Below are 15,128 nucleotides of genomic sequence, written 5' to 3' on the forward strand. Positions count from 1 at the left end.
TTACCTAAATGCACTACGGGTAGAAAAGTAATATTTTATGTCATAGAAAAAAAAACTATAAAAAATGATTACTTTTTCTTATTGCAAAATTTCAAGTACTTTCTTCTAAAGTTGTAATAAATATAGAAAATTCTAAAGCTACATCAGATATTAATCCTTCTTATAATGATAATAAAACAATTGATAGAGTAATTGTTCAACGATTAAAGTAAGAAGAATTATGATCAAAAATAGTCTATATTAAAAATAGTAATAAGTAGCAATTTTATATATTATAGCCCCTTATTAAGCAAAAGTTGGAAAAATAATTAACGTTATAAAAAAATATCTCTAAAGTTTATCTGTTAGATTAAGCTCCTTTTTAAGTGCTTTTGGTAGAATTCGGATAATATACTTTTCACGCCAGTTGACACCAATCACTGTTCCTACTTTTCCTGAGAATCCGCTAAGTATTCCTATTTTTATTTCGGCCATAATCTTAATTTTTTTATATTATTTAACAGTGAGTTAGTGGGGTAATATATTGGTTTTGAGGTTTTAAGATGCGATAGCTAGTATATGCCATTAATAACCGCTATTGTCCATTTTTGTCCAGTATGAAGGAGAGTAGAAAAAAGATGAAAAACATAACTTTCCTTTATTAGAGAGGGTTTGAAGCAAAAATGATAAGATTAGAAATAGTGTTTGTTCGAGTGTGCTTCGATAAAGGTTCGGAAAAATTGGGTGTTTTGTCGAATAATGGTCGAATGAATTTTGAACAAAATAGGGGTAAAGTAAAAAAAATAAATAGATTTTTATATGAAAGAGCAGTTGTTTTCTGATACTGTTGTTTTGGGATTATTTTTGTCTTTTGTGTAAAACCTTTATTTTTTTACTAGATAGCTATAGTGTATTTCAGTTTGATTTTCAAAATATGGATTTATATAAATTTTGATGTAATTATTTTACTTATTAAATAAAATAGTCATTATGAAAATCATAATAACTCATGAATAAAAAATGAATGAAATATAGTTTTGAAAAACGAGAATAATCTTTCTATCACTTTTTTATGAGCAAAAAAGTAATCAAAAAACTCTTGGCTTTGATTTTCAACGGTCAAAATTGGTTTCAGTCATTGAATGTTTTAAATCATTTGCTCCGCAAACAGTAAAACATCTTAATCATGACTTTCAACTTTTTGACACTCGTCTCCAAATCATATGACATTTTTNNGATTACTTTTTGATCAAGCAAAAAGTAATATTCCGAAGCTTATAAAGCTTCTCCTTTTAATTTCAAATTCTTGATTTCAAATGTTTTGGATCAGGCCAAAATGAATATATAATCTTTTCTCACCACAATAGAAGCATAGATTTTTGCTACATTCTAAGCTTGATGTAATACGTTTTCTTATAACAGCGAATTTTAGTTAGAATAAAGGTTTTAACAACCATTCAGCATCTCAATAAATTTCTTTTCAATAGAAACATAAAATAATCTCAAAATTAATCTAGTTCAATAATGCACTACGGGTTATATGTAGTTTTTTAAAGATATTGAAAATAATTGTTGTAAAGCATTTTTTAGTAAGGTATTTTGTACAATCAAAAAATGTTTCTATCTTTGAGATAGCCACAGAAAAGAAATGCAAACAATTAAAGAAAATATTAAACCTTTATTTGTTGGAATGAATAAGCAAACTTCTGCTTTACTTTCCAAAATTGTATTTGCTCAATATTCACACTAGAATATTGCAGATTATTTGTTGACGAATTTCGTCATCTATCTACCTTTTCATCAAAATAACAAACAAAATACGATATGCCACTTTATCATCATTTGGGAGAATTCCCACAAAAGCGACATACGGTATTCCGAAAACCAAATGGAGAATTATATGCAGAAGAATTAGTTTCTACGCATGGATTTTCGAGTACGTATTCCAATGTTTACCACTGTTATCCACCAACTTTGGTAAAAGCGATTAGCGAACCTTATTCGGTAGAGCCAAAAATTGTCCGCGCAAAACATTTAAAACATACCTCTTTAAAAGGTTTTAAAGTAAAACCTACCAAAGATTATTTAGAATCTCGTGTACCAGTTTTGGTTAACAATGATTTGCATATTTCATTGGCTGCGCCACAAGAATCGATGACTGATTATTTCTTCAAAAATTCGATGGCGGATGAAGTAATTTTTATACACGAAGGTTCTGGAGTTTTAAAAACTGGTTATGGACAAATTGAATTTGAATATGGAGATTATTTAGTGATTCCACGTGGAATTATTTATCAACTTCATTTTAATGATTCTAATAACCGATTGTTTATTACAGAATCATTTAGCCCAGTTGAAACACCTCGTCGTTATCGCAATCATTTTGGACAATTAATGGAACATTCTCCTTTTTGCGAGCGTGATATTAAACGTCCTCAAAATCTTGAAACAAATGATGAACACGGAGATTTCAAGATTATGATCAAAAAAGAAGGATTAATTTATCCTTACGTTTATGGAACTCATCCTTTCGATTTTGTAGGTTGGGATGGTTATCATTATCCATGGGCTTTTTCTATTCATAATTTCGAGCCAATTACAGGGCGTATCCATCAGCCACCACCTGTTCATCAGACTTTCGAAGGAGCAGGTTTTGTGATTTGTAGTTTTGTTCCACGTCTTTTCGATTATCATCCAAATGCGATTCCAGCTCCTTATAACCATAGTAATGTAGATTCTGATGAGATTTTATATTATGTGGATGGAGATTTTATGTCGAGAAAATCGGTTGAGAAAGGACAAATTACATTACATCCAGCAGGAATTCCGCATGGTCCACATCCTGGTACAATTGAAAAATCGATTGGAGCGAAAGAAACACATGAATTAGCCGTAATGATTGATCCTTTCAGACCATTGATGTTAACTGAACAAGCGTTAGAAATTGAAGATCCAGATTATTATAAATCTTGGCTTTATTAAAAGTTATGAGCTATGAGTTATGAGTTGCGCGATTTGTCATCGTGAACTTGTTTCAATATATCATAAGTTAATTTGAAGAGAAGCTGAAATAAATTCAGCTTGACATGATGTCATTCCGACGTTAGGAGGAATCTCCCCCAAAGTTATCAATAACTGTAAAAATTTAATACTTTTTAGATAATACATAAAAATAAAAACACAATAAAAATGAGTACACAAACATTTGCAGAAAAAATAGCATTAGCACAAGATTTTCTTCCAATCAATGGAACAGATTATATCGAGTTTTATGTTGGTAATGCAAAACAATCTGCACATTATTACAAAACAGCTTTCGGATTTCAAGAAGTTGCATATGCTGGCCCAGAAACTGGAGTGAGAGATAGAGCTTCTTATGTTTTACAACAAGGGAAAATTCGTTTAGTTTTAACATCTGGCTTAAAATCTGATTCTCCAATTTGTCAACATGCAATGAAACATGGTGATGGAGTTAAAATTTTAGCACTTTGGGTGGATGATGCGTATGATGCTTTTGAGCAAACAACGAAACGTGGAGGAAAGCCTTATATGGAGCCAACTACGATTACAGATGAGTTTGGTGAAGTAAAAATGTCTGGAATTTATACATATGGTGAAACGATTCATATGTTTATTGAGCGTAAAAATTATGAAGGTCCTTTTATGCCAGGCTATGTGAAGTCTGAATCAACATATCAACCAACAGATTGTGGTTTATTGTATGTGGATCATTGCGTTGGTAATGTGGGTTGGAATCGTATGAACGAAGCGGTTGCTTGGTACCAAGATGTCATGGGATTTGTAAATATTTTATCGTTTGATGATAAACAAATCAATACAGAATATTCAGCATTAATGTCGAAAGTGATGAGTAACGGAAATGGTTATTCAAAGTTCCCTATTAATGAGCCTGCAGAAGGTCAAAAGAAATCTCAAGTAGAAGAATATTTAGATTTTTACGAAGGAGAAGGAGTGCAGCATATTGCAGTTGCAACTAAGGATATTGTAAAAACTGTGACAGAACTTAAATCTCGTGGAGTTGAGTTTTTATCAGCGCCACCAGAGGCTTATTACGATATGATTCCAGAGCGCGTTGGTGAAATTGATGAGGATATCAAGAAGTTACAAGATTTAGGAATTTTGGTTGATTGTGATGAAGAAGGTTATTTGTTACAAATTTTTACGAAACCAGTCGAAGATCGTCCAACATTATTCTACGAAATTATCGAGCGTCATGGAGCACAATCGTTTGGAGCAGGGAATTTCAAGGCATTGTTCGAAGCCTTAGAAAGAGAGCAAGAACGTCGAGGAAATTTATAAATAGATATTTTTAAAAGCCATTGGATTATTTCTAATGGCTTTTTTCTTAATCAAATATTAAGTTTTGTGTAAGGAGGTTTCAAATACATTTGTTCAATAAAATGAATGTGAAAATGAACCAAATTAAAACAAAAACGATAGTCATGAATTGTGTATTACTTTCAATATTTTCTATAAAAGGGAATGCACAAGATACAATTCAGCAAACTAAAACCGATTCTATTCAACTTGATTCTATTCCAAAGCAAATATTTAATCCAGAAGATAAAGTTTATCATTTCAACGCCAAAAAGTTGATTATTCCTGCGACTTTAATTACATATGGAAGTCTGAGTTTGGCAATTCCAGCATTGGATAATTTGAATAAATCTACTCAAAACGAAATTTTAGAAGATAAAACAAAAGGAAATAAATTTGATAATTATACACAATATTTACCTGCAGTAGCGGTTTTTGGATTGAATTTGGCTGGCGTTCAAGGGAAACATAATTTACGAGATCGTACAATAATTTTTGCAACTTCTCAAATCATCAATACAGGTTTGGTAATGGGGTTAAAGCACGCTGTGCAAGAAGAAAGACCCGATGGTACAAACAATCTTTCTTTTCCTTCTGGACATACGGCGAATGCGTTTTCTACGGCTCAATTTATGTTTCGAGAATATCAAGATTCTAATTTTTGGTTGAGTTTGGCTGGATATCCTTTGGCAGCTTTTACAGGTGTTTATCGTGTTATCAACAATCGCCATTGGGTTGGAGATGTTGTTGCTGGAGCGGGAATAGGAATTTTATCGACGGAATTGGCGTATTGGTTATTTCCTACGATTAACAATTGGTTTTCTGCAAAGAATAAAGAGTCAAAAATAGCAACAATGGTTTTTCCTGTGTATCAAAATAATCAAGCGGGAGTTGGTTTGGTGATGAGGTTTTAATAGAATTGAGTTTTGGATAATGTAATAGCTACACTAAAAAAGCAAAATTTCAATGAATATTTCAACTAACATTCATTAGTTTTATAAAAAATCATTATCTTCAACGCTCAAAACTGCAAATAAATAAAATGAAGAATATAGAACTAACGATTCCAAAATTGGGAGAAAGTGTTGAGTCTGTACAATTAGTTCGTTTTACAAAAAACGTTGGCGATTTCATTCAAGAGGATGAGGTAATTGCCGAAGTTTCGACGGATAAAGTAGATTCTGATGTGTCTTCTACAACTGCTGGAAAGATTATTGAGTTTAGATTTAATGAAGGAGATGAAATAAAAATTGGAGAAGTTTTCGCTTTAATTGAGCTTTCAGAAAATCAACAACAATCAGCTCAAAAAACTGAAAATGTTGAAGAAAAAAAGATTGAAACTGTTACAATTTCACAAACTATAAATTCAATCGATACAAATCAATTTTTATCACCTTTGGTAAAAAGTATTATTCAAAAAGAAAATCTTCAATCAACTGATATTTCACAAATAAAAGGTTCTGGACGTGATGGAAGAATTTCGAAAAATGATGTAATGAATTATATTCAAAATAAATCATTTACAACTAATAATTCAAGTAATACTTTAAGTCAAAATAATATAGTTTCAAGTTCTTCTTTTGGAGCGAAAGATGAAATCATTGAGATGGATAAAATGCGTCAAGTGATTTCGAAACACATGAAAAAGAGTAAACAAACTTCGCCTCATGTGACGGCTTATGTTGAACCTGATGTAACGAATTTTGTGAAATGGCGCGAAGAAAATAAAGCTCCTTTTGAAGCAAAATACAAACAGAAATTAACGTTTACGCCGTTAATTGTAGATTGTGTTGTACGAGCAATTAAAGACTTTCCTATGATTAATGTATCAGTTGATGAGACTGAGACTAAAATAATCAAACACAATGAGATAAATATTGGAATTGCAACGGCTTTACCAAACAATAATTTGATTGTTCCTGTTATTCATCAAGCCAATGAATTAAATTTAGAAGGTTTAGCAAAAGGTGTAAATTCAATTGTAGATAAAGCAAGAAATAATAAACTTTCGCCAGATGATGTTCGTGGAGGAACGTTCACAATAAGTAATGTGGGGACTTTTGGTAATTTGATGGGAACGCCAATTATCAATCAACCTGAAGTGGCAATTTTAGCGACTGGTGTGATCAAGAAAAAACCTGCGGTTTTAGAAACTGAATTTGGAGATATTATCGTAGCAAGACAATTTATGTATTTGTCACTTTCGTTTGATCATCGTGTGATAGACGGATCTTTGGGAGGTGTTTTCTTGAAACGAATTTCAGATTACATGGAGAATTGGGATGTTAACACGCAAATTTAATCAGAATGGAAACCACATTATCAACAAGAACATTACTTAAACAAGCATACGAATTATTGGTTACTGCAAAATCTTTAACCGAATTATACGAAGAAAATAAAGCTGTAACAAGCAAATATGTACACGCAACAGCGCGTGGACACGAAGCAATTCAAATTGCAACAGGATTACAATTATTACCACAAGATTATTTAAGCGCTTATTACCGTGACGATGCAATGTTACTATCAATCGGAATTACGCCTTATGAATTGATGCTGCAATTATTAGCAAAACGCGACGATATTTTTTCTGGAGGAAGAACCTATTATTCTCATCCAAGTTTGCGTCGTGATAATATGCCGAAAATTCCACATCAGAGTAGTGCAACGGGAATGCAAGCGATTCCAACAACGGGAATTGCGATGGGAATGCAGTACAAAGAATTAGAAGGTCTTTGTGACGAAGATGTAAAACCAATTGCGGTTTGTTCATTAGGAGATGCGTCTTGTACAGAAGGCGAAGTGGCAGAAGCTTTCCAAATGGCAGCACTGAAACAATTGCCAATTTTATATTTGGTTCAAGATAACGAATGGGATATTTCTGCATCGGCAGATGAAATTCGTGCGCAGGATATCGCCCATTATGCGAAAGGTTTCAAAGGTTTAGAGGTTTTTGTGGTTGATGGAACGGATTTCTTGGCTTCTTTTGAAACGATTCAACGTGCAATTGAAATTATTCGTACAGAACGTCGTCCGATTTTGGTTCATGCAAAAGTTCCTTTATTGAATCATCATACATCTGGCGTTCGCAAAGAATGGTACAGAGATGATTTAGAGGAAGCACAATCTCGTGATCCTTACGAAAAATTAAAGGATACATTATTAAATGAAGGTTTCGATGAAAATGATTTAATCGAAATTGAGAATAAGATAAAAGAACAAGTTCAGGCAGAATATCAAGAAGCATTAAAAGCAGAAGATCCACGTTCTGAAGATTTATATACGCATGTTTTTGCATCAACACCGATTAACGAAGAAAAAGGAAATCGTTCTCCAGAAGGAAAAGATAAAACAGTAATGGTAGATTCTGCATTATTTGCGATTCGTGAATTGATGGCAGAACATCCAGAAGCTATATTATATGGACAAGATGTAGGGTTGCGTTTGGGTGGAGTTTTTCGTGAAGCGGCAACTTTAGCAAAACAATATGGTAAAAATCGTGTATTTAATACACCAATTCAAGAAGCATTTATAATCGGATCTACAGTTGGAATGTCTGCAGTTGGCTTAAAACCAATTGTTGAGGTTCAATTTGCAGATTATATTTGGCCAGGATTGAATCAATTATTTACAGAAGTAGCGCGTTCTAATTACTTATCAAATGGCAAATGGCCAGTTTCTATGATTTTACGTGTGCCAATTGGTGCGTATGGAAGCGGAGGACCTTATCACTCAAGTTCAGTAGAAAGTGTTTTGACGAATATCAAAGGAATTAAAATTGCGTATCCATCTACTGGAGCGGATTTGAAAGGTTTGATGAAAGCTGCTTATTACGATCCAAATCCTGTTGTAATGCTAGAACACAAAGGTTTATACTGGAGTAAGATAAAAGGAACAGAAGATGCCGCGACTGTTGAGCCAGACGAACATTATGTATTGCCTTTTGGTAAAGCACGTGAAGTTTTAACGGCTGAATCTTCTCAAAATCATAATTCTGTTTCGATTATTACATACGGAATGGGAGTGTATTGGGCAAAACAAGCGGCAAAGGGTTTTCCTAATCAAGTCGAAATTATCGATTTAAGAACTTTAGTTCCGTTAGATGAAGAAACAATCTTTAATAGTGTAAAAAAACACAATCGTTGTATTGTTTTGACAGAAGAAGCGAAGCAAAACTCTTTTGCACAGAGCATTTCAGGCTTAATTAATGAAGAGTGTTTTGAGTACTTAGATGCACCAATTCGTGTGTTAGGAGCGCAAGATATGCCAGCAATTCCATTAAATTCGACTTTAGAAACAGAGATGTTACCCAATGCTGAAAAATTAAAAACATTGATTAATAGTGTTTTATCTTATTAAAAAGGCAATAATTAATAAGAATTGTATTTTTTACACTAAAAAAACTAACAAACGTTAGTTTTTTTAGTTTTTTTGATTAAATTTGTTATTATCAAAAATCAAAATCTGCAAAAATTATGATATTTAATCCCGAGATAGAACAAATGCCAATTGAAAAATTGCGCGTTCTTCAAAACGAAAGACTTCAAAACATGTTACAAAAAGTGTACAACAATGTACCTTTTTACAAAGAAGCATTTGATGCGGCTGGAATAAAACCAGAAGACATCAAAGGTGTTGAAGATCTACACAAATTACCTTTCACCAAAAAAACACATTTAAGAGAGAACTATCCGTTCGGATTATTTGCAGAACCAAAGAGCAACGTAATCCGTTTACATTGTTCAAGCGGCACAACAGGAAAACCAACTGTTGTAGGTTATACCAAAAATGACATCGAATTATTTTCAGAAGTAGTAGCGCGTTCTTTAGCAGCTTCTGGATGCGAACCAGGAATGACATTACAAAATGCCTATGGTTATGGTTTGTTTACAGGAGGTTTGGGATTACATTATGGAGCAGAAAAGTTAGGAATGACAGTTGTTCCTATTTCTGGTGGAAATACTGAAAAACAAATCATGTTGTTGAAAGATTTTCAGGCTGATGCGATTTGTGCAACACCATCGTATGCATTAACAGTAGCTGAGGAAATCAAGAAAAGAGGCGAATCATTAGAAAGCTTAAATCTTAAGTTTGCGATTTTGGGATCAGAACCTTGGTCAGAAGCCTTACGCCAAGAAGTAGAAGGAAGTTTAAACATCAAAGCTTCTAATATCTATGGATTGAGCGAAATTATCGGACCTGGTGTATCTAATGAAGATTATGAAGAGCAAGGAACAGGATCTTACATTTGGGAAGACCACTTCTTTCCAGAGATTGTAGACGAGAAAACAGGTGAGCCTGTGCCTTATGGACAACCTGGAGTTTTAGTGATTACAACGTTAACAAAAGAAGCTTTACCATTGGTGCGTTATTGGACGGGAGATATCACAACCCTTACGTACGAATATTCTAAGAAAAGAACGCATATCAAAATGGGACCAATTATTGGTCGTGCAGATGATATGATGATTATTAGAGGTGTAAATTTCTTTCACACACAAATCGCTGATTTTATTCCAGAATTTCCAGAATTATCGCCAAATTATCAAGTAGTTTTAACAAAACCTAAAAATATGGATGCTGTAGAAGTTGGATTTGAAATTAATCCTGACTATTTTGCAAGCCAAGGTTTCACTTGTGATAATTTGAACGACGAATCTAATCATGCATGTTGCAAATTAATCTCTAATATTCACAAAAAAATTAGAGACAATATTGGATTAGGAATGAATGTTAAATTGTATCAAGTTGATGAACTTCCGAAAAGTGAAGGAGGAAAATTAAACCGAATCATCGATAACAGACATTTATAAATATATGCCTAAACAAAGTAAAAAAGAACTGATTATTCAAGAAGCTGCCTTAATCTTTAAACAAAAAGGTTATTCGGCAACATCAATGCGCGAACTGGCTGAAAAGGTTGGAATGGAAGCCGCAAGTTTATACAATCACATTCGTTCGAAAGACGAAATTTTAGAAGAGATTTGTTTTAAAGTTGCTAATCAATATGTTTCTCACATTAGCTCGATCGAAGATACAAACGAATCAAATGTTCAGAAATTGAGAGATTTAATTCAATTGCATGTCAGAATGATTATTGATGAGCCAAACGAAGTTTCTGTTGCAAATAATGATTGGAAAAATCTTTCGGATACGAAAAAGGATTTGTATAAAACAATTCGAAAAGGATACGAAAAAAGAATCGCTAATCTTATCAAAGCAGGAATTGCAGCAGGCGAATTTAAAGACTTGAATGTTTCGGTTGCTTTATTTACTTTATTATCATCATTACGTTGGATAGAATTGTGGTACAAACCTGGACGAGATATCTCACCAGAGCAATTAGAAAATGACTTAATGACACTATTAATTAACGGATTTCAAAAATAATATGGCTATAAATTTTCACCAATTACGCGTTAAAAATGTAAAAAAGGAAACACCAGATTGTGTATCCGTTACATTTGAAGTGCCAGAAGAATTAAACCAAGAATTCAAATTCAAACATGGTCAATATTTAACGTTTAAGAATTTTCACAATAACGAAGAAATTAGACGTTCTTACTCAATTTGTTCAAGTCCTTTGGATAATGAATTAAGAGTTGCTGTAAAGAAAATTGAGGATGGAATTTTCTCGACATTTGTTAACGATACAATCAAAGTTGGCGATGTTCTTGATGTAATGACTCCACAAGGAAATTTCTTTACAGAAGTACACGAAGACAACAAAAAATTATATGTAGGAATTGTGGCGGGATCTGGAATTACACCAGTACTTTCTATCATCAAAACAGTTCTACAAACAGAACCTAACAGTCAATTTGTACTGTTATATGGAAACAGAAACAAAGGTTCGATTATTTTTAAAGAAGAAATCGAAGCATTAAAAAATAGATACATGGAACGCATTAGCGTTTACAATATCTTGAGTCGTGAAACGGCTGATGCTGAGATTTTGAGTGGTCGTATTGATAAAGCAAAAATTGAATATTTCTTGCAAAATATGATCGATCCAAAAGAAGTAAGCGAAGTTTTCCTTTGTGGTCCAGAAGAAATGATTTTAAGCGGTCGTGACGCTTTTGTAGAAGCAGGAGTTGATGCAAAACATTTGCATTTCGAATTATTCTATAGTGCATCTGCAGAAGCGAAAAAGGTAGAGCGTCAAAAAGCTGTAAAACAATCAGACGATACAATGAGTAAAGTAACCATCAAATTAGATGCAACAGCTTTACAGATTGATTTGGGTTACAATGGCGATACAATCTTAGATGCGGCTTTACAAAACGGAGCTGATTTACCTTATGCTTGTAAAGGTGGTGTTTGCGCAACTTGTAAGTGTAAAGTAGAGAAGGGTGAGGTAGAAATGGACATCAACTACTCACTTGAGCCAGATGAATTAGAAAGAGGATTTGTATTAGCGTGTCAAGCGCACCCTCGTTCTGCAGAAGTCGTGGTAGATTTTGATGCCAAATAATCAACTTTAAAAACGTTTAGAAATGAGTGCAAAAGAAATTGATTTTCAAGAAATCTTCGATAATAAGATTGAAAATGAAGTTCGTATCGAACCAAAAGACTGGATGCCAGACGCATACCGTAAAACATTAATCAGACAAATCTCTCAACATGCTCACTCAGAAATTGTTGGGATGTTACCAGAAGCAAACTGGATTACAAGAGCGCCTTCATTAAATAGAAAGAAAATCTTATTAGCGAAAGTTCAAGACGAAGCTGGTCACGGATTATACTTATATTGTGCTGCTGAAACATTAGGTGTTTCCCGTATTCAAACATTAAATGATTTACATTCAGGTAAAGCTAAATATTCATCAATCTTCAATTATCCAACCCTTACTTGGGCAGATATCGGAATGATTGGTTGGTTGGTAGATGGAGCTGCGATTCTGAATCAAGTTCCATTATGTAGAACTTCTTACGGACCTTATGCTCGCGCAATGGTACGTGTTTGTAAAGAAGAATCTTTCCACCAAAGACAAGGTTACGAAGCATTAGTGGTATTATCAAAAGGAACACCAGAACAAAAAGCGATGTTGCAAGATGCAATGAATCGTTGGTGGTGGCCTACATTAATGATGTTTGGACCAAAAGATGAAGAATCATCAAACTCAGAATTATCAATGAAATGGAGAATCAAACGTTTCTCGAATGACGAATTACGTCAACGTTTCGTGGATATTTCTATTCCTCAAGCCGAATATTTAGGATTAACTATTCCAGATCCAGATCTAAAATTCAATGAAGAAACAGGTCACTACGAATTCGGAGAAATTGATTGGGAAGAATTCTGGAATGTTGTGAAAGGAAACGGTAAATGTAACAAACAACGTTTGGATGCTCGCCGTAATGCTCACAACGAAGGAGCTTGGGTTCGTGAAGCTGCAATAGCTTACCACGAAAAAAGAAAACAAAGAGAATTAGAAAAAGAACAACGCAAAAACGCATAAAAAGATGGAAAATAGAGATTGGCCTTTATGGGAAGTATTCATTAGAAGTAAACAAGGGTTAGACCACAAACACGTTGGGAGCTTACATGCTGCTGATGCTACAATGGCACTAGAAAATGCACGTGATGTTTATACGCGTCGTTTAGAAGGTGTAAGTATTTGGGTGGTAGAATCTGCTAATATCCATGCTTCTAATCCTGATGAAGCAGAACAATTTTTTGATCCTGCAGAAGACAAAGTTTACCGTCATCCAACTTTTTATGATGTACCAGAAGAAATTAAAAACATGTAATTTATGACAAGTACAGTTTATCAAAACAATCAAAATTACATCGATTTTATCTTGCATTTAGCGGATACAAATCTAATTTTGGCACAACGTTTATGTGAATGGTGTGGTCATGGTCCAATTTTAGAACAAGACATTGCAATGTCTAATATGGCGTTGGATTTATTAGGTCAAACTTCTAATTATTATAACTATGCGGCTGAAATGATCGGAAATGGAGCAACTGAAGATACGTTAGCAATGTTACGTGAAGAGCGTGAATATAAAAACTTATTGTTGGTTGAATTACCAAACGGACATTTCGGAGACACAGTTGCACGTCAATTCTTTTACGATTCTTACCATGCGTTATTGTTAGAGCAATTTTTGAAAGTAAAAGATCTTAAATTACAAGCCATCGCTGAAAAATCATTGAAAGAGGTAAAATATCACTTAAAATGGTCATCAGAATGGATGATTCGTTTAGGAGATGGAACACAAGAATCTCACGATAAAATTCAGGAAGCTGTAAACAATATTTTACCTTATGTAAAAGAAGCATTTTTATTAGCACCTTACCAAAAAGCTTTAGTTGAAGAAGGATTAATTTCAAGCCCAGAAGAATTTCAAGCAACTTGGTTAGCAAATGTAAAAGCAATTTTAGACGAAGCGACAATCGAAGCTGATGTAGAAAATGCGTTTGTACAAAAAGGAGGTAAAGAAGGTCTTCATACAGAGCATTTAGGATTTATCTTAACAGATTTACAATATTTACAAAGAACTTATCCAGATTCGCAATGGTAACCGAAAAAGAAATTTGGCACTACATGGAGGAAGTCGCTGATCCAGAAATTCCTGTAATTAGTGTAATCGATCTTGGTGTTGTGCGTAAAATTGAATTAATTGACCAAGAAAGTGTCAACGTTACAATTACGCCAACCTATTCTGGATGTCCTGCTATGAGTGCAATTTCAATTTCTGTTCGTTTAAAATTAATCGAAAAAGGATTCAAAAATATCAATGTCATTAATCAGTTGAGCCCTTCGTGGTCAACTGATTGGATGACAGAAGAAGGAAAGCAAAAAATGAAGGCTTATGGAATTGCGCCTCCAACTAAAAATCCTTCGAGCGATGAGCTCTTTTCAGACGAACAAAATGTAGAATGTCCACAATGTGGCTCTACAGATACCAGACTTATCAGTCAATTTGGTTCTACGGCCTGCAAAGCTATGTATCAATGCAATAGTTGCCACGAACCATTTGATTATTTCAAATGTCATCACTAAAAAATTATGGAAAATTCAACATCAATCCTATACACACAAGAGGGAGGAATTGCTACGATTACGTTGAATCGTCCTTCTGTTTTTAACAGTTTTAATCAGGAAATGATTAAATCTCTTCAACATCACTTGGATGTTGCAGCTCAAGATGTTTCTGTTCGTGCAGTGGTTTTAACTGGAACGGGGAAAGCATTCTGCGCTGGTCAAGATTTAGGCGAAGTTTTAGAAGAAAAAGAAATCGACTTCAATAAAATCGTTCAAGAAAATTACAATCCATTGGTTCTTAAAATTAGAAACATGGACAAACCAGTTGTTGCTGCTGTAAACGGTGTTGCTGCCGGTGCAGGAGCAAATTTAGCTTTGGCTTGTGACATTGTTGTCGCGAAAGAATCGACAAATTTTATTCAAGCTTTTTCTAAAATTGGTTTAATTCCAGATTGTGGAGGAACTTATTTCTTACCTCGTTTAATTGGACTTCAAAAAGCAACTGCTTTAATGATGCTGGCGGATAAAGTTTCGGCGGCTCAAGCTAAAGAAATCGGAATGATTTATGAGTTTTTTGCTGATGATATTTTCGATACTGAAGTTGCAAAGATTGCAGATAAATTAGCCAATCTTCCAACAAAAGGTTTGGCTTATACAAAGAAATTATTGAATCAAACATTTAATAATTCAATCGAAGAACAATTAATTCAAGAAGGATTATTTCAAGCTAAATCAGGGAATACATCGGATTATCAAGAAGGTGTAGACGCATTTATCGAGAAAAGAAATCCAGTTTTTAAAGGCGAGTAA

14 protein-coding genes are annotated in these 15,128 nt (G+C 33.7%); 13 read left to right on the forward strand and 1 reads right to left on the reverse strand.

Features of this window, described 5'->3' with window-relative positions:
* Window positions 1-330: 330 nt before the first annotated feature.
* Window positions 331-474, reverse strand: coding sequence for a hypothetical protein (locus B4L98_RS10935; RefSeq protein ID WP_185144204.1), 144 nt, complete (start codon window positions 472-474; stop codon window positions 331-333).
* Between the two features lie 1,329 nt (window positions 475-1,803).
* Between B4L98_RS10935 and B4L98_RS10940 the strand changes: the two genes are divergently transcribed.
* From B4L98_RS10940 to B4L98_RS11000, 13 genes are all read left to right on the forward strand, one after another.
* Window positions 1,804-2,961 (forward strand): homogentisate 1,2-dioxygenase, encoded by a 1,158-nt coding sequence (locus B4L98_RS10940; RefSeq protein WP_291078214.1) that lies wholly within the window; start codon window positions 1,804-1,806, stop codon window positions 2,959-2,961.
* Window positions 2,962-3,168: 207 nt separating this feature from the next.
* A complete protein-coding gene (gene hppD / locus B4L98_RS10945) occupies window positions 3,169-4,299 on the forward strand; it encodes a 4-hydroxyphenylpyruvate dioxygenase (RefSeq protein ID WP_125350265.1) in 1,131 nt (376 codons plus the stop codon).
* A gap of 143 nt (window positions 4,300-4,442) precedes the next feature.
* Window positions 4,443-5,231: a phosphatase PAP2 family protein gene (locus B4L98_RS10950; protein WP_291078216.1), complete on the forward strand. Its 789-nt coding sequence runs from the start codon at window positions 4,443-4,445 to the stop codon at window positions 5,229-5,231.
* 128 nt (window positions 5,232-5,359) lie between these two features.
* Window positions 5,360-6,619 carry a dihydrolipoamide acetyltransferase family protein gene (locus B4L98_RS10955; RefSeq protein ID WP_291078217.1) on the forward strand — a complete coding sequence of 420 codons (1,260 nt, stop codon included), beginning with the start codon at window positions 5,360-5,362 and terminating at the stop codon, window positions 6,617-6,619.
* Window positions 6,620-6,624: 5 nt separating this feature from the next.
* Complete coding sequence (locus B4L98_RS10960) at window positions 6,625-8,679, forward strand: alpha-ketoacid dehydrogenase subunit alpha/beta (RefSeq protein WP_291078218.1); 2,055 nt, start codon at window positions 6,625-6,627, stop codon at window positions 8,677-8,679.
* Between the two features lie 116 nt (window positions 8,680-8,795).
* The gene (locus tag B4L98_RS10965; protein WP_221855025.1) at window positions 8,796-10,133 is read left to right on the forward strand and encodes a phenylacetate--CoA ligase family protein; all 1,338 of its coding nucleotides are present in this window, start codon (window positions 8,796-8,798) and stop codon (window positions 10,131-10,133) included.
* A 4-nt stretch (window positions 10,134-10,137) separates the two neighbouring features.
* Window positions 10,138-10,710: a TetR/AcrR family transcriptional regulator gene (locus B4L98_RS10970; protein ID WP_038335706.1), complete on the forward strand. Its 573-nt coding sequence runs from the start codon at window positions 10,138-10,140 to the stop codon at window positions 10,708-10,710.
* Window position 10,711: 1 nt separating this feature from the next.
* On the forward strand, window positions 10,712-11,794 hold the full coding sequence (gene paaE / locus B4L98_RS10975) for a 1,2-phenylacetyl-CoA epoxidase subunit PaaE (RefSeq protein ID WP_286496253.1): 1,083 nt from the start codon (window positions 10,712-10,714) through the stop codon (window positions 11,792-11,794).
* Window positions 11,795-11,816: 22 nt separating this feature from the next.
* Entirely contained in the window at window positions 11,817-12,782 is a 966-nt protein-coding gene (paaA, locus tag B4L98_RS10980; protein ID WP_286496254.1) for a 1,2-phenylacetyl-CoA epoxidase subunit PaaA, read from the forward strand.
* A gap of 4 nt (window positions 12,783-12,786) precedes the next feature.
* On the forward strand, window positions 12,787-13,074 hold the full coding sequence (gene paaB / locus B4L98_RS10985) for a 1,2-phenylacetyl-CoA epoxidase subunit PaaB (RefSeq protein ID WP_038335709.1): 288 nt from the start codon (window positions 12,787-12,789) through the stop codon (window positions 13,072-13,074).
* Between the two features lie 3 nt (window positions 13,075-13,077).
* Window positions 13,078-13,854, forward strand: a complete 777-nt coding sequence (gene paaC, locus B4L98_RS10990; protein WP_286496255.1) for a 1,2-phenylacetyl-CoA epoxidase subunit PaaC — start codon at window positions 13,078-13,080, stop codon at window positions 13,852-13,854.
* A complete protein-coding gene (gene paaD, locus B4L98_RS10995; RefSeq protein WP_286496256.1) occupies window positions 13,848-14,336 on the forward strand; it encodes a 1,2-phenylacetyl-CoA epoxidase subunit PaaD in 489 nt (162 codons plus the stop codon). Before paaC ends, paaD begins: the two co-directional genes overlap by 7 nt.
* A 6-nt stretch (window positions 14,337-14,342) precedes the next feature.
* Window positions 14,343-15,128, forward strand: coding sequence for an enoyl-CoA hydratase-related protein (locus B4L98_RS11000; RefSeq protein ID WP_180906689.1), 786 nt, complete (start codon window positions 14,343-14,345; stop codon window positions 15,126-15,128).

The sequence above is a fragment of the Empedobacter sp. UBA5528 genome (assembly GCF_002426075.1).
Taxonomy (GTDB): Bacteria; Bacteroidota; Bacteroidia; order Flavobacteriales; family Weeksellaceae; genus Empedobacter; species Empedobacter falsenii_B.